The sequence below is a fragment of the Amycolatopsis sp. cmx-11-12 genome (genome assembly GCF_046269425.1).
Taxonomy (GTDB): Bacteria; Actinomycetota; Actinomycetes; order Mycobacteriales; family Pseudonocardiaceae; genus Amycolatopsis.
Genome location: NZ_JADNQM010000019.1, coordinates 109872 through 126683 on the forward strand (window position 1 = coordinate 109872; position 16812 = coordinate 126683).

General features: G+C 67.0%; 19 protein-coding genes. 3 read left to right on the forward strand and 16 right to left on the reverse strand.

The window, feature by feature from the left end:
- Positions 1 to 110: 110 nt before the first annotated feature.
- The 3 genes from ACLARN_RS25030 to ACLARN_RS25040 form a co-directional block, all read right to left on the reverse strand.
- Positions 111 to 2132, reverse strand: a complete 2022-nt coding sequence (locus ACLARN_RS25030; protein WP_409493885.1) for a protein meaA — start codon at positions 2130 to 2132, stop codon at positions 111 to 113.
- Positions 2133 to 2213: 81 nt separating this feature from the next.
- Positions 2214 to 2780: a hypothetical protein gene (locus ACLARN_RS25035; protein ID WP_409493886.1), complete on the reverse strand. Its 567-nt coding sequence runs from the start codon at positions 2778 to 2780 to the stop codon at positions 2214 to 2216.
- Positions 2781 to 2852: 72 nt separating this feature from the next.
- On the reverse strand, positions 2853 to 3362 hold the full coding sequence (locus ACLARN_RS25040; RefSeq protein ID WP_409493887.1) for a hypothetical protein: 510 nt from the start codon (positions 3360 to 3362) through the stop codon (positions 2853 to 2855).
- Positions 3363 to 3471: 109 nt separating this feature from the next.
- On the opposite strand from ACLARN_RS25040, the gene ACLARN_RS25045 reads away from it, so the two are divergent.
- Together ACLARN_RS25045 and ACLARN_RS25050 are read left to right on the forward strand one after the other, a co-directional pair.
- Positions 3472 to 4095: a LysE family translocator gene (locus tag ACLARN_RS25045; protein ID WP_409493888.1), complete on the forward strand. Its 624-nt coding sequence runs from the start codon at positions 3472 to 3474 to the stop codon at positions 4093 to 4095.
- Positions 4096 to 4156: 61 nt separating this feature from the next.
- Positions 4157 to 4819, forward strand: a complete 663-nt coding sequence (locus ACLARN_RS25050) for an LPXTG cell wall anchor domain-containing protein (protein ID WP_409493889.1) — start codon at positions 4157 to 4159, stop codon at positions 4817 to 4819.
- A 13-nt stretch (positions 4820 to 4832) separates the two neighbouring features.
- Here the strand turns inward: ACLARN_RS25050 and murA are convergent, their stop codons facing one another.
- Positions 4833 to 6107, reverse strand: a complete 1275-nt coding sequence (gene murA / locus ACLARN_RS25055) for a UDP-N-acetylglucosamine 1-carboxyvinyltransferase (protein ID WP_409493890.1) — start codon at positions 6105 to 6107, stop codon at positions 4833 to 4835.
- Between the two features lie 62 nt (positions 6108 to 6169).
- Here murA and ACLARN_RS25060 point away from each other — a divergent pair, with 62 nt between their 5' ends.
- Positions 6170 to 6742, forward strand: coding sequence for a cob(I)yrinic acid a,c-diamide adenosyltransferase (locus ACLARN_RS25060; protein WP_409493891.1), 573 nt, complete (start codon positions 6170 to 6172; stop codon positions 6740 to 6742).
- Between the two features lie 81 nt (positions 6743 to 6823).
- On the opposite strand, the gene ACLARN_RS25065 is transcribed toward ACLARN_RS25060, so the two are convergent.
- From ACLARN_RS25065 to ACLARN_RS25120, 12 genes are all read right to left on the reverse strand, one after another.
- On the reverse strand, positions 6824 to 6976 hold the full coding sequence (locus ACLARN_RS25065) for a hypothetical protein (RefSeq protein WP_409493892.1): 153 nt from the start codon (positions 6974 to 6976) through the stop codon (positions 6824 to 6826).
- 116 nt (positions 6977 to 7092) lie between these two features.
- A complete protein-coding gene (gene aroA / locus ACLARN_RS25070; protein ID WP_409493893.1) occupies positions 7093 to 8328 on the reverse strand; it encodes a 3-phosphoshikimate 1-carboxyvinyltransferase in 1236 nt (411 codons plus the stop codon).
- A gap of 83 nt (positions 8329 to 8411) precedes the next feature.
- Complete coding sequence (locus ACLARN_RS25075; protein ID WP_076162420.1) at positions 8412 to 8846, reverse strand: DUF2550 domain-containing protein; 435 nt, start codon at positions 8844 to 8846, stop codon at positions 8412 to 8414.
- 25 nt (positions 8847 to 8871) lie between these two features.
- Entirely contained in the window at positions 8872 to 9237 is a 366-nt protein-coding gene (locus ACLARN_RS25080) for a F0F1 ATP synthase subunit epsilon (protein ID WP_007028324.1), read from the reverse strand.
- A 114-nt stretch (positions 9238 to 9351) separates the two neighbouring features.
- Entirely contained in the window at positions 9352 to 10779 is a 1428-nt protein-coding gene (gene atpD / locus ACLARN_RS25085; protein ID WP_076162418.1) for a F0F1 ATP synthase subunit beta, read from the reverse strand.
- Positions 10779 to 11717: a F0F1 ATP synthase subunit gamma gene (locus ACLARN_RS25090; protein ID WP_409493894.1), complete on the reverse strand. Its 939-nt coding sequence runs from the start codon at positions 11715 to 11717 to the stop codon at positions 10779 to 10781. Before ACLARN_RS25090 ends, atpD begins: the two co-directional genes overlap by 1 nt.
- Before the next feature lie 11 nt (positions 11718 to 11728).
- Positions 11729 to 13366 (reverse strand): F0F1 ATP synthase subunit alpha, encoded by a 1638-nt coding sequence (atpA, locus tag ACLARN_RS25095; RefSeq protein WP_409493895.1) that lies wholly within the window; start codon positions 13364 to 13366, stop codon positions 11729 to 11731.
- 53 nt (positions 13367 to 13419) lie between these two features.
- Positions 13420 to 14241, reverse strand: a complete 822-nt coding sequence (locus ACLARN_RS25100) for a F0F1 ATP synthase subunit delta (RefSeq protein WP_409493896.1) — start codon at positions 14239 to 14241, stop codon at positions 13420 to 13422.
- Between the two features lie 6 nt (positions 14242 to 14247).
- A complete protein-coding gene (locus ACLARN_RS25105) occupies positions 14248 to 14805 on the reverse strand; it encodes a F0F1 ATP synthase subunit B (RefSeq protein ID WP_409493897.1) in 558 nt (185 codons plus the stop codon).
- A gap of 33 nt (positions 14806 to 14838) precedes the next feature.
- Positions 14839 to 15093: an ATP synthase C chain gene (locus tag ACLARN_RS25110; protein WP_005150354.1), complete on the reverse strand. Its 255-nt coding sequence runs from the start codon at positions 15091 to 15093 to the stop codon at positions 14839 to 14841.
- Between the two features lie 62 nt (positions 15094 to 15155).
- Complete coding sequence (gene atpB, locus ACLARN_RS25115) at positions 15156 to 15953, reverse strand: F0F1 ATP synthase subunit A (RefSeq protein WP_409493898.1); 798 nt, start codon at positions 15951 to 15953, stop codon at positions 15156 to 15158.
- A gap of 379 nt (positions 15954 to 16332) precedes the next feature.
- Positions 16333 to 16788 carry a hypothetical protein gene (locus ACLARN_RS25120; protein ID WP_076162406.1) on the reverse strand — a complete coding sequence of 152 codons (456 nt, stop codon included), beginning with the start codon at positions 16786 to 16788 and terminating at the stop codon, positions 16333 to 16335.
- Between the last annotated feature and the right edge of the window lie 24 nt (positions 16789 to 16812).

Consider the following 16812-nt stretch of genomic DNA (forward strand, 5'->3'; position numbering starts at 1 on the left):
CCCCTTTTCGATTAATCGGTTTAATCGAAACGTAGGTGGGTACCTTTGCCCCGGCAATGTGAGTGACTCCCTCGCCAGCCGCCGTTACGGTACCGAGATTTACGGTGACTTTACGTGCTCAAGCCGTGGCGCTCCCGCACCAATCCGACAATTCCGTCCATGATGTCGGTGAGTTCGTAGTCCTTCGGCGTGAACACCTTCGCGATCCCGCGTTCCAGCAGGAGCTTCTCGTCGTCGGGCGGGATGATGCCGCCGACGATGACCGGGATGTCACCCGCGCCCGCGGCCCGGAGCCCGTCCACGACCTGCGGCACGACCTCGAGATGCGAACCCGAGAGCACCGAAAGCCCGACCACGTGCACGCCCTCCTGGACGGCGGCCGCGACGATCTGTTCCGGCGTGAGCCGGATGCCCTGGTACACCACCTCGAAACCGACGTCGCGCGCCCGCACGGCCACCTGCTCGGCGCCGTTGGAATGCCCGTCGAGGCCAGGTTTGCCGACCAGGATCCGCAGCCGCTCGCCGATCTCGGTACTCGTCGTCTTGACCCGGTCACGTACGCGGCGGATGTCCGCGTTGCCCTCGCCCGCGGCCGCCGACGCGGAAACCCCGGTGGGAGCCCGGTATTCGCCGAACACCTCGCGCAGTGCCCCCGACCATTCGCCGGTGGTGACGCCGGCGCGGGCGCAGTCGATGGTGGCCTCGAACAGGTTCTCCGAGGTCTTCGCGATGGCCTTCAGCTTCTCCAGCGACGACTCGGCTGCCGCGTTGTCGCGCCGCGCCCGCCATTCTTCGATCGCGGTGACGGCCTGCTTCTCGACGGCCGGGTCGATCGTCTCGATCGCCTTGGCGCCTTCGGCTTGCAACGGTGAAGGCTCGGTGGTCTCGAACTTGTTGACACCGACCAGGATCCGGTCGCCGTTCTCCATGCCACGCCGCAATTCGGCGAGCGAGGCGACGAGCTGCGACTTCATGTATCCGCTCTCGACGGCCGCGACAGCGCCACCGAGATCCTGCACCCGCGCGATCTCCTCGCGCGCGCCCGCCATGATCTCGTCGACCTTGGCCTGGATGACGTGCGAGCCGTCGAAGATGTCCTCGTACTCCAGCAGATCGGTCTCGAACGCGAGCACCTGCTGCATCCGCAGCGCCCACTGCTGATCCCACGGCCGGGGCAGGCCGAGCGCCTCGTTCCAGGCGGGCAACTGGATCGCGCGGGCCCTGGCGCCACGGGAAAGCGAGACCGCGAGCATCTCCAGCACGATGCGCTGGACGTTGTTCTCCGGCTGGGCCTCGGTCAGGCCAAGGGAGTTGACCTGCACGCCGTAGCGCAGCCGCCGCGCCTTCGGATCCGTTACACCGTAACGATCCCGGGTGATCTCGTCCCAGAGCGCGGTGAACGCGCGCATCTTCGACATCTCCTCGACGAAACGCACACCGGCGTTGACGAAGAAGGAGATCCGCGCGACCACCTTGGCCATGTCGGCCTGCTCGACCTGCCCGGAGTCCCGGACGGCGTCGAGGACCGCGATGGCGGTGCACAACGCGTACGCGACCTCTTGCGTCGGCGTCGCGCCGGCTTCCTGCGAGTGGTAGCTGCAGATGTTGATCGGGTTCCACTTCGGCACGTGGTGCACGGTCCACGCGATCATGTCGGTGATCAGGCGGAGGCTCGGGCCCGGCGGGAAGATGTAGGTGCCGCGGGAGAGATATTCCTTGATGATGTCGTTCTGCGTGGTGCCGGTGAGTTTGGCCAGCACCTCGTCCACGTCGCGACCCTCGGCTTCGGCCTGCTCGCGCGCCACGGAGACGTAGAGCGCCAACAGCCACATGGCGGGCGCGTTGATCGTCATCGACGTGTTGGCCTCGGCGAGCGGGATGCCGTCGAAGAGCCGCCGCATGTCACCAAGGTGCGAAATCGGGACACCGACCTTGCCGACCTCACCCTTGGACAGCTGGTGATCCGGGTCGTAGCCGGTCTGCGTCGGCAGGTCGAAGGCGACGGAAAGGCCCGTCTGGCCTTTGGCGAGGTTGCGCCGGTAGAGCTCGTTGGACGCGGCCGCGGACGAGTGGCCCGCGTAGGTCCGCATCACCCAGGGGCGGTCCCGTTCACGGTCCGTGGGATAGGGCACGGTGCACCTCCGGCGCTGGACGACCGCCTGAGTGTACCGGCCGGTAACATCGCTCGCCGAGTTGAATCGGACACAGTCGGGTCATTTCCCGACGGTCGGCTCCTGGCGCTGTCGTGCCTCGTCAACGGCTTTAGCGAGCTTTTCCCGCACCTTCGCCACCTCGCTGACACCCACAAGGATGACCGGTGGCTTGCGGTCCTTACCGGAGCCCGCGCCGAAGTTCGCCGACGCCCACACCAGCACGCCGAGCCTGCCGAACGTGATCGTCCCGGTCTTGCCGGGCCCCGGCGTGACGACGGGATCCGCCAGTTCGGCCAGTGCCGCGGACTCCTCCCTGCGGCGCATCAGTGAGCTGGTCACGATGACCCGGCCGTCCGTCACGGCGTAGGTGGTCGAGGCGAGCCTGAGGTACCTGATGAGCGGCCTGCCGACGAGATGGAACACGCCGGCGACGGTGAGCGCGACCCACGCGACCGTGTGGAACGCCGTTTCGTGGTTGTAGAAGAAGAACACCGTGACGGCGCCAAGCCAGAGCAGGCCGAAGGGGACGTTGAAGTAGTCACCGGGGTTGAAGAGGGGCCTTCGCACCGGAGTCCCGGCCCAGATGACCCGTTCACCCGGAAGGAGGTCGATCTGCCCCTCATGCATGGCATCGCACACTACCCGTCCGGGAGGCGGGCGACAGTGTCCGTTCGTCGGGTACATCCAGGCCGAACGGGCCTATCGGCCGCCTTGCCGCGCCGTGGCGATCAGGTCGTGGACGCGGCGCGCGTCCTCGATGCCGACCAGCTCCGGCAGCGCCGACCCGGCGTCACGGTTCCTCGCACCGCCCAGGAAACCGGGAGAAAAGCCATCGTCGAAGGTGATGGTGCCGGTTCCTCCCGCGTGCTCCGCCAGTCGCGGCGGTCCCAGGTCACTCAGGGACCGCGACAGGACGTCGGCCCCCTTGCGCCGGACCACGACGCGTCGATCGGTCACGACGAACGAACTCGTCCGCGCCTGGAGGTACCGCTTGATCCCCTGGCCGATCCAAAGCAGCAGGATCACCGCAGGTACCACGTAGACGATCCTCGACACGGGATTCCGCGGCGCCGGGTAGAGCAGGAAGCCGATGAACAACAACCCCGGCACGACGGCCAGATCACTCGTCGCGACGATCGGGACGCGCCGCGGCGCGCCTTCCCAGATCAGGCGTTCGTCGGGCAATAGCCCCGTATCCCCCAGTGACATGAGCGGACGATAAGCCCGCTTCTTCTCGCTGAACAGGGCTTCGCCGGAATCGTGACTGTGACCGAAATCCACGAGACTCGCCGGCGTCCGGCATCTAGCGTGGGCAACCGTGACATGGAGTTCGTACAGCAGCTATCTGCTCATCGTCGTCCTGATCGTGCTCGCACCGGGGCCGGACACGATGGTGATGCTCAAGAACTCGCTGTCCGGCGGCACCCGCGGCGGGCTGCTGGCGACGGCCGGGATCTTCGTGGCCAACTCCGTCCAGGGCTCCGCCGCCGCACTCGGCCTCGGCGTCGTCATCGCGCAGTCGCAGCCGGTGTTCGTGACGCTCAAGTGGGTCGGGGCCGCCTACCTGGTCTTCCTCGGTTTCCAGGCGCTGCGCGGTGCGTGGCGGGGCGACTACTCCGGCGTCGCGGCGGTGAAGCAGCAGCGGGCGAGCGGATTCCGGCGCTTCCGCGAGGGCTTCCTGTCCAACATCACCAACCCGAAGGTCCTGGTGCTGTACCTGTCGGTGCTGCCGCAGTTCCTCGACCCCGTGACGACCTCGGCGTGGGACGCGTTGCTGCTCGCCTACACCGTCGCGGTGCTGGGCGCGATCTGGCTGATGACGCTGCTGTTCTTCGTGCACCGCGTGCGGACCTGGTTGGAACGACGCAAGGTCCGCCGCGCGCTCGACGGCGTCACCGGTACCGCGCTGGTCGGTTTCGGTGCCGCGCTCGTGCTCGAGTAACCCCTTCGACCGTTTACGCGATACTCCATATGTCGCAATGGCGCGACCCAGGGAGGCTTCGATGAACAAGAAGACCTACGGCGTTTTCGCCGGAGCAGCCTTCTCCCTCGTTCTTCTCGGTGCTGGCCCCGCCGACGCCGGCGAACGCGGCAACGGCGGCGCTCCTCCCGGCCATGCCCAGGACACCACCAAACCGCAGCCGCCGTCCAAAGCGGACTTCTCCGGGCGCGGCGCCAACAAGCACGGGCCCTACGACTCCACGCGGGACGGTTCGCCGTCCCGCAATGGCAACGGCGGCGGCGAAGCGGCCGGGAAGCCCTGCGCGGGTTGCGTCGGCAAGGCGGACAACAAGAACCCGCCCGGACAGCTGCCCGGCGGCTCCGACGCCAACGCCGGTTACGAATGCGACCGCAACCACGGCGTCGGGCGCGGCAACCCCGCGCACACGGCTTGCGTGCCGGATCGGACACCGCCCGCCACGAATCCGCCGGTCGAGACTCCCCCGCCCGGGTTACCGCGGGGCGAGGTCATGGCGCCCGCGGTCGTGCCGGTGGCGGCTCACGCCGCGGCCGCCGCACCCCGCGCCGACGTCGCCAACGCGAGCTCCCCTTCGCTGGCCAAGACCGGTTTCGATCTCGAATCCGCGCTGCTGGCCGGGCTGGGTCTGCTGACAGCGGGCGGTGCCGTGGTCTTCGCCGGAACCCGGCGGCGCAGGGATACGTGACCTACCGGTCTGATCAGGCCCGGTCGGGTTCGCCCGAAACGCGGTCGATCCGCGCGCCGAGCCGGTTCAGGTTCTCCACGAAATGCGGATAGCCGCGGTCGATGTGGAAGACGTCCCAGACCTCGGTGACGCCGTCCGCGCACAGCCCGGCCAGCACCAGCCCGGCGCCGGCGCGGATGTCCGCCGCCCACACCGGCGCGCTGGAGAGCTTCTCCACGCCGCGGACGACGGCGTGGTGCCCGTCGGTGCGCGCGTCGCCGGAGAGCCGCATCATCTCTTCGATGAACCGGAACCGGGCCTCGTAGATGTTCTCGGTGATCATCGAGGTGCCTTCGGACACCGCCGACAGCGCCACCGCGAACGGCTGCAGGTCGGTCGCGAAGCCGGGGTACGGCAGCGTCACCCAGTCGACGGCCTTCGGGCGCTCGGTCTGGACGATGCGGAAACCCTTGCCGTCGAACGTCTCGACCTCGGCACCCGCCAGGCGGAGCTTGTCCAGGACCAGGTCGAGGTAGTGCGGGTTGACCCCGCGGACGGTCAGGTCGCCCCGGGTCATCGCGGCGGCGAACGCCCAGGTCGCGCCCACGATCCGGTCGCCGATCACACGATGCTCGGTGGGGTGCAGCTTCTCGACGCCCTCGACGGTGAGGGTCGAGGTGCCGGCACCTTCGACCTTCGCACCCATTTCGATCAGCATCGTGCAGATGTCGACGATCTCGGGCTCGCGCGCGGCGTTGTCGATGACCGTGGTGCCCTCGGCGAGCACGGCGGCCATCAGGATGTTCTCGGTGGCGCCGACGCTCGGGAAGTCCAGCCAGATCTGCGCGCCGCGCAGGCCGTCGGCCTTCGCCACGACGCAGCCGTGCTCGATGGTGCTGGTGGCGCCCAGCTTGCGCAGGCCGTTCTGGTGCATGTCCAGCGGCCGGGAGCCGATCGCGTCGCCGCCCGGCAGCGCCACGACGGCCTGCTTGAGCCGTCCGACCAGCGGGCCCAGCACGCACACCGACGCGCGCAGCTTGCCCATCGCGGCCGAATCGGCCCGATGCGACAACTCGGCCGGAGTGGTGATCTTGGCCGTGTCGCCGTCGATGACGACGTCGCAGCCGACACTGCGCAGGACGTCTCCCATCAGCGGGACGTCCAGGATCTGGGGGCAGTTCGTGATGGTCGTCGTACCCTCGGCCAGCAGGGCCGCGGCCATCAGTTTCAGGACGCTGTTCTTCGCCCCGACCACGTCGACCTCGCCGACCAGCCGTGCTCCGCCGTGCACGTCGAAGTGCTCACTCATGGGCGCCAATCATGCCCTCTCGCCCGGATTTGCCTTACGCCGGGCCGGGTAGAGTCGGCTTCATGGTCGTTCGCATCAACCGCGTCTACACGAAGGTCGGCGACAACGGCACCACGGCACTCGGCGACGGCTCGCGCGTGCCGAAGACGTCGCCGCGGCTGGCCGCGTACGCCGACGTCGACGAAGCCAACTCCGTCATCGGGCTCGCGCTCGCGATGGGCGGTCTCTCCGGGGAAATCACCGATGTCCTGCGTGGGATACAGAACGATCTCTTCGACGTCGGCGCGGATCTGTGCGCGCCGATCGTGGAAAACCCGCCGTACGAGCCGCTGCGCATCACCGAGCGGTACATCGAGCGGCTGGAAGGCTGGTGCGACGAGTTCAACGAGCGCGTGCCGAAGCTGACGTCGTTCATCCTGCCGGGTGGTACCCCGGGGGCAGCGTTCCTGCACCAGGCCCGCACGGTCGCGCGCCGGGCCGAGCGCTCCGGCTGGGCGCTGTACGAGGCCGAACAGGCCACGACCAATCAGCTGGCGATCAAGTACCTGAACCGGCTTTCGGATCTGCTGTTCATCCTGTCGCGGCTGGCGAATCCGGACGGCGACATCCTTTGGCAGCCCGGCGGCGCCTCCTGACGACGCAATTCGGCACCTGATTGCGATCGTTGCGTGTGCAAGTACCGCAAGCAGGTGCCGAATCGTGTGACGGGGTGGAGTTCAGCCCTGTTCCCGTGTCGCCCAATAGCGCTCGAGGTCGACGTCGGGCGTACCGTCTTTGCCCGGGTCGATCGCCTTCATCGTGATCGTGTCCTCCATGGACACGGACTCGGGAAGGTGGCTCCAGCGGTTCGCGTCCTCGCTCTGAGTCATACGCCGAGAATAGACGGGGATCACGTCCGGAGCCCGGTAGAAATGCCGGTCGGTGACGATCTCATGTTCGCTTCGCTTCCCCAACCGCAACTAGAGGACTAATTGCGGCGGAGAGGTCACAGTGCCCAGGAAGCCCGAAGCGCGGCAAGAGCGTCGTGGAAGCCCGGGAAGGTCTTCTTCACGCACCCCGGGTCGTCCAACGTGATCCCCGGCGTACGCAGCCCCGTGACGCTGAACGCCATCGCGATCCGATGATCCCGACGGCACTTCACGAGCGCTCCCGAAGGCGAAGCGGGCTGGATCTCGATCCAGTCCCGCCCGGTCTCCACCGGAACACCCATCGCGCGCAGGTTCTCCTCGCACGCCGCGAGCCGGTCGCATTCCTTGATCCGCGTGTTGTAGACGTCCTCGATCCGCACCGGCCCGTCCGCGAACGGCGCGATGGCCGCGAGTGTCGGCACGGTGTCGGAGATGTCGCGCATGTTCACCGTGACGCCGCGCAGCCCGCCGGTCCCGGTCACGGTCACCGCGTCCGCGCCCACCTCGACGTCCGCGCCCATCTGCCGCAGGACCTCGACGAACCCCAAATCGCCTTGCAGGGCCCCGGTGCCGAGACCCGGGATCGTCACCGAACGCCCGGTCAACGCCGCCGCGGCGAAGAAGTAGCTCGACGTCGAAGCGTCGGGCTCGATCTCGTAGTGGCAAGCCCGGTACGGCGTGGGCGGCACGATGAACGTGTCACCCTCCCGGACGACCTCGACGCCGAAGCGCCGCATCATCGCGATGGTGATCTCGACGTAGGGCACCGAGACGAGGTCGGTGACGGTGATCCGCAGTCCCTCCGTGGTCAGCGGGCCGACCAGCAGCAACGCGGTCAGGAACTGCGACGACAGGCCGGCGTCCAGCGTCAGGTCCCCGCCCTTGATCCCGGCGGCCCGCACCACCAGCGGGTGGTGGCCCGGCGTGCCTTCGAAGGTGAGGTCGACGCCCAGTTCCAGCAGCGCGTCGGTGAGCGGCCCCAGCGGACGGGCGCGCATCTGCTCGGAAGCGTCGAACCGGAAGGTGCCGTGACCGGCGGCGGCCAGTGCCGGGAGAAAACGGGCGGTGGTGGCGCCGTCGCGGCAGAAGACGTCGGCGCTGTCGACGGCGGGGCCCTCAGGCCTGCCGTCGATCGTCCACTCGTCGGAGGAACGGGAAACCTCATAGCCGAGCTTGAGCAGGCCCTCGGCGAAGCCCTCGGAGTCATCCGAACGCAGCGGCCTGCTCAACACGGTCGTGCCGTGGGCGGCGGCCGCGAGGAACAGGCCTCGGGCGGTGATCGACTTCGAACCGGGGATGTCGACGATGGTCACGGCGCGAGCATACGACGTGCCCGAATGGCGAACTCACGTGATCAGACGGAGAAGACCCGTGATCAGACGGAGAACACGCGTGATCAGGAGGCGCGCGGGAGGCGGCGGCCGGGTGGGGCCGACTCGAGCCAGGAGAGGAAGCCGGTGAGGGCACCGGGGCCCATCGCGATCTCGATCGCCTCCTGCGTGGCGGACTCACACCGCAGGACGATCGAGCCGTCGGGGACGGCGTACGCCTCCGTGCCGGAGGGATCGCGCCGGTCCGCGATCTCCATACTCGCCCGTTGGAACACCCGGTCCGGGCCGGTCCGCAGGCTCCACACCCGGAACCAGACGAACTCGTCACCTTCGTAGCGGCCCAGCCCCAGATGCCAGCTGGACCGCGCCTCGTCCGGACGCCACCGCAGCGCGACGCTCACGCCACCACCGCGGCGCATCCGGACCCACCGCAACGAATACCAGGCCGCGACGACGGCCAGGATGGTCAGGGCCCCGAGAACACCCACGGCGATTTCCACGGCCCGGCCCCTGTCCTTCGCCCGGTCAGACTGACTGACCGGCCGCGCGAAGCTGGGCGGTCGCCCTAGCCCGCTCTTGCTCGTCTTCGCCGCTCAACGCCTTCTTGGCCGCATCGACGTCGATCTCGTGCGAAAGTTCCGCGCTCTCGGCGAGGATGCTCACGCCGGTCGCGGTGACCGACAGGAACCCGCCGTGCACCGCGGCGGTCACGGTCTCGCCGTCCGTCGTCGTCACCTTCACGACGCCACCCTCGACGAGCTGGCCCAAAACCGGCTCGTGACCGGCCATGATGCCGATCTCGCCCTCGGTGGTCTGGGCCACCACGAACGTGGCGGTACCGGACCAGAGACGGCGCTCGACGGCTACCAGCTCGACAGAAATCTCAGCCACGTAGCTTCCCTTCACCTCAGGTGCTGGCACCGAGTGTAATGGTCGAAGTTCCCTGTATGCGAACGACGGGACCAGCGTCCACAGTAGACACTGATCCCGCCGCTCATCGGAACATCACTTCTTGGTGATTTCCTTGTACTTCTTCTCGAGGTCTTCGAGGCCACCGATACCCAGGAACGCCTGCTCCGGGTAGTGGTCGAAGTCGCCCTTGGTGATGCGGTCGAAGGACTCGATGGTCTCCGACAGCGGCACGGTCGAACCCGGGATCTGCGTGAACGCCTCGGCGACCAGCATGTTCTGCGACAGGAACCGCTCGATGCGGCGCGCGCGCTGAACGGTGAGCTTGTCCTCTTCCGAGAGCTCGTCCATACCGAGGATCGCGATGATGTCCTGCAGTTCCTTGTACTTCTGCAGGATCCGGATGACCTCGGAGGCGACGCGGTAGTGGTCCTCACCGACGATGGCCGGGTCGAGGATCGTCGACGTCGACGCCAGCGGGTCCACCGCCGGGAAGATGCCCTTCTGGAAGACACCACGCGAAAGCTCGGTGGTGGCGTCCAGGTGGGCGAACGTCGCGGCCGGGGCCGGGTCGGTGTAGTCGTCCGCGGGGACGTAGATCGCCTGCATCGAGGTGATCGAACGACCACGGGTCGAGGTGATCCGCTCCTGGAGCTGACCCATCTCGTCGGCCAGCGTCGGCTGGTAACCCACGGCCGAAGGCATCCGGCCCAGCAGGGTCGACACCTCGGAACCGGCCTGGGTGAACCGGAAGATGTTGTCGATGAAGAGCAGCACGTCCTGGTTCTGCACATCGCGGAAGTACTCCGCCATGGTCAGCGCGGACAGCGCGACCCGCATACGGGTGCCCGGCGGCTCGTCCATCTGACCGAAGACGAGGGCGGTGTCGTTGATGACGCCGTCCTCGGACATCTCCAGGAAGAGGTCGTTGCCCTCACGGGTGCGCTCGCCGACACCGGCGAACACCGAGGTACCACCGAAGTTCCGGGCGACACGGGTGATCATCTCCTTGATGAGCACCGTCTTGCCGACGCCGGCACCGCCGAACAGGCCGATCTTGCCGCCCTCGACGTACGGGGTCAGCAGGTCAACGACCTTGAGGCCGGTCTCCAGCATCTTCGTCTTGCCTTCGAGCTGGTCGAAGGAAGGCGGGTTGCGGTGGATGCCCCAGCGCTCGAGGTCGTCGCCGTAGCCTGGCTCGTCGAGGCACTCGCCGAGCGCGTTGTAGACGTGGCCCTTGACCTTGTCGCCGACCGGGACCGTGATGGGGCCGCCGGTGTCGGTGACCTCGGCACCACGCACCAGGCCGTCCTGCGGCTGGAGCGAAATGGTGCGGACGAGGTTGTCACCGAGGTGGCTGGCGACCTCGAGGGTCACCGTCTTGCGCAGCTGCTCGAACTCGATCTCGACCTTGAGCGCGTTGAACTGGTCTGGCACGGAACCGCGCGGGAACTCGACGTCGACGACCGGCCCGGTCACCGACACGATGCGCCCCTTGGCACGCGGGGTTTCAGTACTGGTCATCAATCATCACTTCCTGCTGCGGTGAGCGCGTTCGCGCCACCGACGATTTCGGAGATCTCCTGGGTGATCTGCGCCTGACGGGCCTGGTTCATCTCCCGCGTGAGCGTGCCCACCAGATCGTTCGCGTTGTCCGACGCCGCCTTCATCGCGGTACGGCGGGCCGCGAGTTCGGATGCCGCCGACTCGAGCATCGCCGCGAAGATCCGCGTGTTGATGTACTTCGGCAGCAACGCGGAGAGCAGCTTTTCGGCGTTGGGCTCGAACTCGTAGCTCGGGAGCAGGCCTTCGGGCTTCTCCTCTTCGTCTTCGGTGTACTCGACCTCGAGCGGCGCGACGCGCTTGGCGACCGGACGCTGGGTGAGCATCGAGACGAACTCGGTGTAGACGACGTGGATCTCGTCGACACCGAGGATGCCGTCGGCGTTGCCTGCCTCGTCGTCGGCGCCGTTCAGGAACGACTCGACGATGAGCTCACCGGCACCCGAGGCGTTGACGTAACCGGGCTGGTCGGAGAACCCCGTCCAGCTTTCGGTCACCTCGCGGCCACGGAACCGGTAGTAGCTCAGGCCTTTGTTGCCGGTCACGTAAAGCACCGGCTCCTTGCCCTGCTTGCGCAGCAGCGTGAGGAGTTCCTCGGTCGCCTTCAGCACGTTGGAGTTGTACCCACCGCACTGACCCTTGTCGCTGGTGATCACGAGGACCGCCGCGCGCTTCGGGTCGGCGCGCTCGACCAGCAAGGGGTGGTCGAGGTTGGACGAGGCGCTGGCCAACGCGGAGAGCACGTTCGTGATCTCGTCCGCGTAGGGCCGCGACGCCGCGACCTTCGCCCGCGCCTTGGTGATGCGCGCGGTGGCGATGAGCTCCATCGCCTTGGTGATCTTGCCGATCGACTTGGTCGCCTTGATACGCGACCGGAGTTCTCGGAGTTGTGCGGCCATGAGCTATCAGCTCACTTCTTCGGTGCGGGCTTGTTGACCTTGACGGTCTCCTGCCCGACCTTCTCGGCGTCCATCGCGTCGGAGACCTCGGTCAGGCTCTTGCCCTCGGCGGTGGTGAACTCCTTCTTGAACTCGTTCACCGCGTCGACCAGACCGGAAGCGGTCTCGTCGGAGAACTTGCCCGACTCGCGGATGTCCTTGAGGAGCTCTCCGTGCTTACGACGCGCGGAGTCGACGAACTCGTCACGGAAGCGGCGCACGTCCTCGGTCGGGACCGAGTCGAAGTGCCCGTTGGTACCGAGGTACACCGTGACGACCTGCTCCTCGACCGGGATCGGCGAGTACTGCGGCTGCTTGAGCACCTCGTACAGGCGGACGCCACGCTCGAGCTGCGCCTTCGACGCGTCGTCGAGGTCCGAGGCGAAGGCCGCGAAGGCCTCCAGCTCGCGGTACTGCGACAGGTCGATACGGAGCGAACCCGAAACCTGCTTCATCGCCTTCACCTGCGCGGCACCACCCACGCGGGAAACCGAGATACCCACGTCGATGGCCGGGCGCTGACCGGCGTTGAAGAGGTCCGACTGGAAGAAGCACTGACCGTCGGTGATCGAAATGACGTTCGTCGGGATGTAAGCCGACACGTCGTTCGCCTTGGTCTCGATGATCGGGAGACCGGTCAGCGAGCCCGCGCCCAGCTCGTCCGAGAGCTTGGCGCACCGCTCGAGGAGACGGGAGTGCAAGTAGAAGACGTCGCCGGGGAAGGCTTCACGGCCCGGCGGGCGACGCAGCAGCAGCGAGATCGCGCGGTAGGCGTCGGCCTGCTTGGTCAGGTCGTCGAACACGATGAGGACGTGCTTGCCCTCGTACATCCAGTGCTGGCCGATGGCCGAGCCGGTGTACGGCGCGATCCACTTGAAACCGGCGGAGTCCGACGCGGGGGCCGCGACGATGGTGGTGTACTCCATCGCACCGGCGTCCTCGAGGGACTTCTTCACGGCGGCGATCGTGGAGCCCTTCTGGCCGACCGCGACGTAGATGCAGCGAACCTGCTTCTTCGGGTCGCCGGTCTCCCAGTTGGCCTTCTGGTTGATGATCGTGTCCACCGCGACGGCCGTCTTACCGGTCTTGCGGTCACCGATGATCAGCTGACGCTGGCCACGGCCGATCGGGGTCATCGCGTCGATCGCGGTGATACCGGTCTGCAGCGGCTCGGCCACCGGCTGGCGCTCGACCACCGAAGCGGCCTTGACCTCCAGCGGACGACGCTCGGTGGTCTCGATTTCGCCGAGGCCGTCGATCGGGGCACCCAGCGGGTTCACCACGCGGCCGAGGTAGCCCTCGCCGACCGGGACCGAGAGGACCTGGCCGGTGCGCTTGACCTGCTGGCCTTCGACGACGGTCTCGAAGTCACCGAGGATCGCGGCACCGATGGAGCGCGCGTCAAGGTTCAGCGCGACACCGAGGACCCCGCCGGGGAACTCGAGCAGCTCGTTGGCCATGGCCGAGGGAAGGCCCTCTACGTGGGCGATACCGTCACCGGCGTCGATGACGACGCCAACCTCTTCCCGGCTCACGTCCGGGGCGTAACTCGAGACGTAGTTCTCGATCGCGCTACGGATCTCATCCGAGGAGATCGTCAGCTCCGCCATTTCAATCCCGCTCTCGCTTCGTTCGTGCCAGTGTGCAAAGTCGTTGATGTGGGTCAGCCAGCCAACCGGCGACGCAGGGCGTCGATGCGCCCCGCGGTGCTGCCGTCGATGACCTCGTCGCCGACGCGGACGACGAGTCCGCCGCCCAGTGACGGGTCGACCTCGACGTGCAGCGCGAGCTGCCGCCCGTAAAGGGCGTTGAGCTTCTCGCTCAGCCGAGCCTGCTGCTCGTCGGACAGCGCGCTCGCGCTGGTCACCTGGGCGACCGAGCGTTCACGGCGTTCCGCGGCCAGCTGGACCAGCCGCTCGAGGGCGTTGGCGACCCCGCGGCCCTTGGCGCGCAGGACGACCTGCTCGACGAGGGTCTCGGTGACCACGTCCACCTTGTCGGCGAACAGATTGCGGACGAGGGTCCGCTTCGCCTCGGCGGGGGCGGCCAGGTCGGACAGTGCCCGTTCGAGCTCCGGGGCGCCCGCAACGATACGGGTGACCCGGAACAGCTGGTCTTCGACAGCGTCGATGTTCCCGGACTTCTCCGCACTGGTGAGCAGCGCCGAGCGGCCGAGGGCCTCGAGCCCGTCGGTCAGTTCGCGCGGGCTCGACCAGCGGCTGCCCGCCACGGAGTCGAGCACCTGCAGGGCCGGTTCGGAAACCTTGCCCGCGAGGATCCCGCGGGCGAGGCCGATCCGGGCTTCGGACGTGGACGAACCGTCGGCGACGGCCCGGCGCAGGCCGATCTCCCGGTCCAGCAGGGCGACGACCGAAAGCAACTCGTCGCCGACCGTCGCCGGGTCCGTACCCGCGGCGGCCAGAACCTCGCCGAGACGATTCTCGGCGAGGTCGAGCGCTTCACGGCTCGCAGCATGCAGCGTCATTCTGGTCTACTTCCCCGCTCCGTTGGAGGCACCCGCGGTCTCCAGCTCGGCAAGGAACCGGTCCACGGTGCCGTGGCGGCGCGCGTCGTCCGCGAGCGACTCGCCGACGATGCGGCTGGCCAGCTCGATGGAGTTACGGCCGAGTTCGGCGCGCAGCTCGGCGATGATCTGCGCCTTCTGGGCCTGCAGCTGAGCCTGGCCCTGGGCGACGATGCGCTGGGACTCGGACTCCGCCTCGGTACGAAGCTCCGCCTTGATCTGCTCGGCTTCGAGCCGGGCGTCGTCGCGGATCTTCGCGGCCTCGGAACGGGCTTCCGCCAGCTGCGCCTTGTACTGCGCAAGGTTTTCTTCGGCTTCGGCCTGCGCCTTCTCGGCCCGCTCGATGCCACCCTCGATCAGCTTGGTGCGCTCCTCGTATGCCGTCTCGAAACGAGGGACGACGTACTTCTTCAGAACGAACAGCAGCAGAAGGAAGGCGATGAAACCGAGGATGAGCTCGGGAACGTGCGGCACGATCGGGTTGGGCACCTCTTCGGCGGCCAACACCAATTCGGTCTTCAGCACAACGTCTCCTTAAGCGATGAGCGGAACTCAGCCCTAGGCGGAGGCGAGGAAGTAGATGACGATACCGATCAGCGCCAGCACCTCGGTCAGAACGAAGGTCGAGAAGGCGATGCTCTGCAGCTTGCCCTGGGCCTCCGGCTGACGGGCGGTGCCGTTGATGACGGCGGCGAAGATGAGACCCACACCGATACCGGGGCCGATCGCGCCGAGGCCGTAACCGATGGCGGCGAGACCCTTGTTGATGCTGACGGCCTCGGCAGCCTGCTGCGCAAGAACGATGTTGCTCACGTGCGTTTCCCTTCAAACTCGGTCCGCGCGACTCACGCGGATCGGGGGCTTTTGGTGTTCTCTCAGTGCTCCGACGCCAGTGCGGCGCCGATGTACCCTGCGGACAGCAGTGCGAAAATGAATGCCTGCAGGACCTGGATGAATGCCTCCAGGAAGGTCATCGCGATGGCGAACAGGAACGCCACCGGCGACGCGATTTTCACGAGGCCTTCGCCTTCGGTCAGCAGGAAGCTCCCACCGAGCGTGAAGACCATGATGATCAGGTGCCCGGCGAACATCGCCGCGAAGACTCGGATCGCCAGCGTGGCCGGCGCGATGAAGAACTTCTGCGCGAACTCGATGGTCGAGTACAGCGGCAGAACGAATCCGGGAATACCCGCCGGGGCCAGTTCCTTCTTCAGGTAGCCCTTGAAACCGTGGCGCTTGAATCCGACGTAGTGATACACCGGGTAAACGACAAGGAACGCGAGTGCGACCGGGAAGCCGATTCGCGCCATGGTGGGGAACTGGAAGAACGGGATGATCCCGAAGAGGTTGTTCACCAGCACGAAGCTGAAGAGACCGAGCACGAGCGGGATGAACGGCTTGAAGTCGGCAGAGCCGATCTGCTCCCGCGCGATGTTGTTGCGGCCGAAGTTGTAAATCGATTCGGCGATGAACTGTCCCTTACCCGGGACGACCTTCAACCGGCGCGACGACACCATGAAGTAGGTGACGAGGATGATCAGGGAGATGACCACCAGCAGCATCGGCTTGGTGAAGCTCAACCAATAGCCGGAACCGAACAACGGCGGTAGGTTGAAGTCTTTGACGCCAGGCGGCGCGAACTCCGCACCCTCGGCTAGTACCAGCGCGCCCACTGGGCTCCTTCCGGTTCTCCCGGCCGGCGTTCACTCCGCCGGGGGAATCGTCACGATCTGGACTTAACGTACCCGACACGTATCGGGCCGTCGGAGGCGGCCACCCCACGATGTGCTGAACACGGCTTCACGTTCCGCACACGAGGATTCTCGATGCAGTGCTCCCGGGAGACAGACGCCTACCAGCGGGTACGAAGGGACGATTCAACACCGTCGCCACACTGCTGTTCGGGGTTCGTCATCGGGAGCCGGCAGCCGAGGCCGCCGCCCATATGCGGACCATATCAGCAGGTTCGGACGCGCCGTACAGGCGTACTACATTGCCCCTGATCGGCCGAGGACCTAGGTCCCGCCCCAGGTCAGGACCTGAGTCCCGAAATCAGTGGGAGGCGGGGATGATCGTCGGGATCTTGGTCTTGCGGAACGCCGCGAACTCCACCGCGGCGGCCACGAGAATCGCGACGATCATGGTGACGCCGAGCGCCATCGGGTGGATCGAGTCCACTCCACGAAGCACGCTCAGCGCCGCGAAGAGAAGGATGAGCTTGAGCACGTAGCCACCGAGAGCGATCACCATCACGAACATCGGGTCCATGCCCGCGCTGAAGCGCATGAGGCCCAGCGTCGCGACGGCGGACACGAGGGCGAGCACGCCACCGATGGCCGAGCCGAGCAGACCCGGCTGCCCTTTGAGGATGGTGAACACCACTATGCAGATCAGCACCGCCGGCGGGACAAGCTTCAGGGAAGCCTTCATCATCGCGTTGGCCGCTTGCAGAACCACCTTGGCGTGGGGGTTCTCCTCCGCCTCGACGGTCTTCTCGGTCTCGCTCACAGAAAACTCCCTGGTCGTCTCAGC

Excerpts from the sequence above, each read along its gene's own strand:
- ACLARN_RS25050 (WP_409493889.1), top strand. The coding sequence starts at position 4,157 with ATGAACAAGAAGACCTACGGCGTTTTCGCCGGAGCAGCCTTCTCCCTC.
- ACLARN_RS25100 (WP_409493896.1), bottom strand. The coding sequence starts at position 14,241 with ATGACGCTGCATGCTGCGAGCCGTGAAGCGCTCGACCTCGCCGAGAAT.
- ACLARN_RS25040 (WP_409493887.1), bottom strand. The coding sequence starts at position 3,362 with ATGTCACTGGGGGATACGGGGCTATTGCCCGACGAACGCCTGATCTGG.
- ACLARN_RS25035 (WP_409493886.1), bottom strand. The coding sequence starts at position 2,780 with ATGCATGAGGGGCAGATCGACCTCCTTCCGGGTGAACGGGTCATCTGG.
- murA (WP_409493890.1), bottom strand. The coding sequence starts at position 6,107 with ATGAGTGAGCACTTCGACGTGCACGGCGGAGCACGGCTGGTCGGCGAG.
- ACLARN_RS25065 (WP_409493892.1), bottom strand. The coding sequence starts at position 6,976 with ATGACTCAGAGCGAGGACGCGAACCGCTGGAGCCACCTTCCCGAGTCC.
- atpA (WP_409493895.1), bottom strand. The coding sequence starts at position 13,366 with ATGGCGGAGCTGACGATCTCCTCGGATGAGATCCGTAGCGCGATCGAG.
- ACLARN_RS25060 (WP_409493891.1), top strand. The coding sequence starts at position 6,170 with ATGGTCGTTCGCATCAACCGCGTCTACACGAAGGTCGGCGACAACGGC.
- ACLARN_RS25090 (WP_409493894.1), bottom strand. The coding sequence starts at position 11,717 with ATGGCCGCACAACTCCGAGAACTCCGGTCGCGTATCAAGGCGACCAAG.
- atpD (WP_076162418.1), bottom strand. The coding sequence starts at position 10,779 with ATGACCAGTACTGAAACCCCGCGTGCCAAGGGGCGCATCGTGTCGGTG.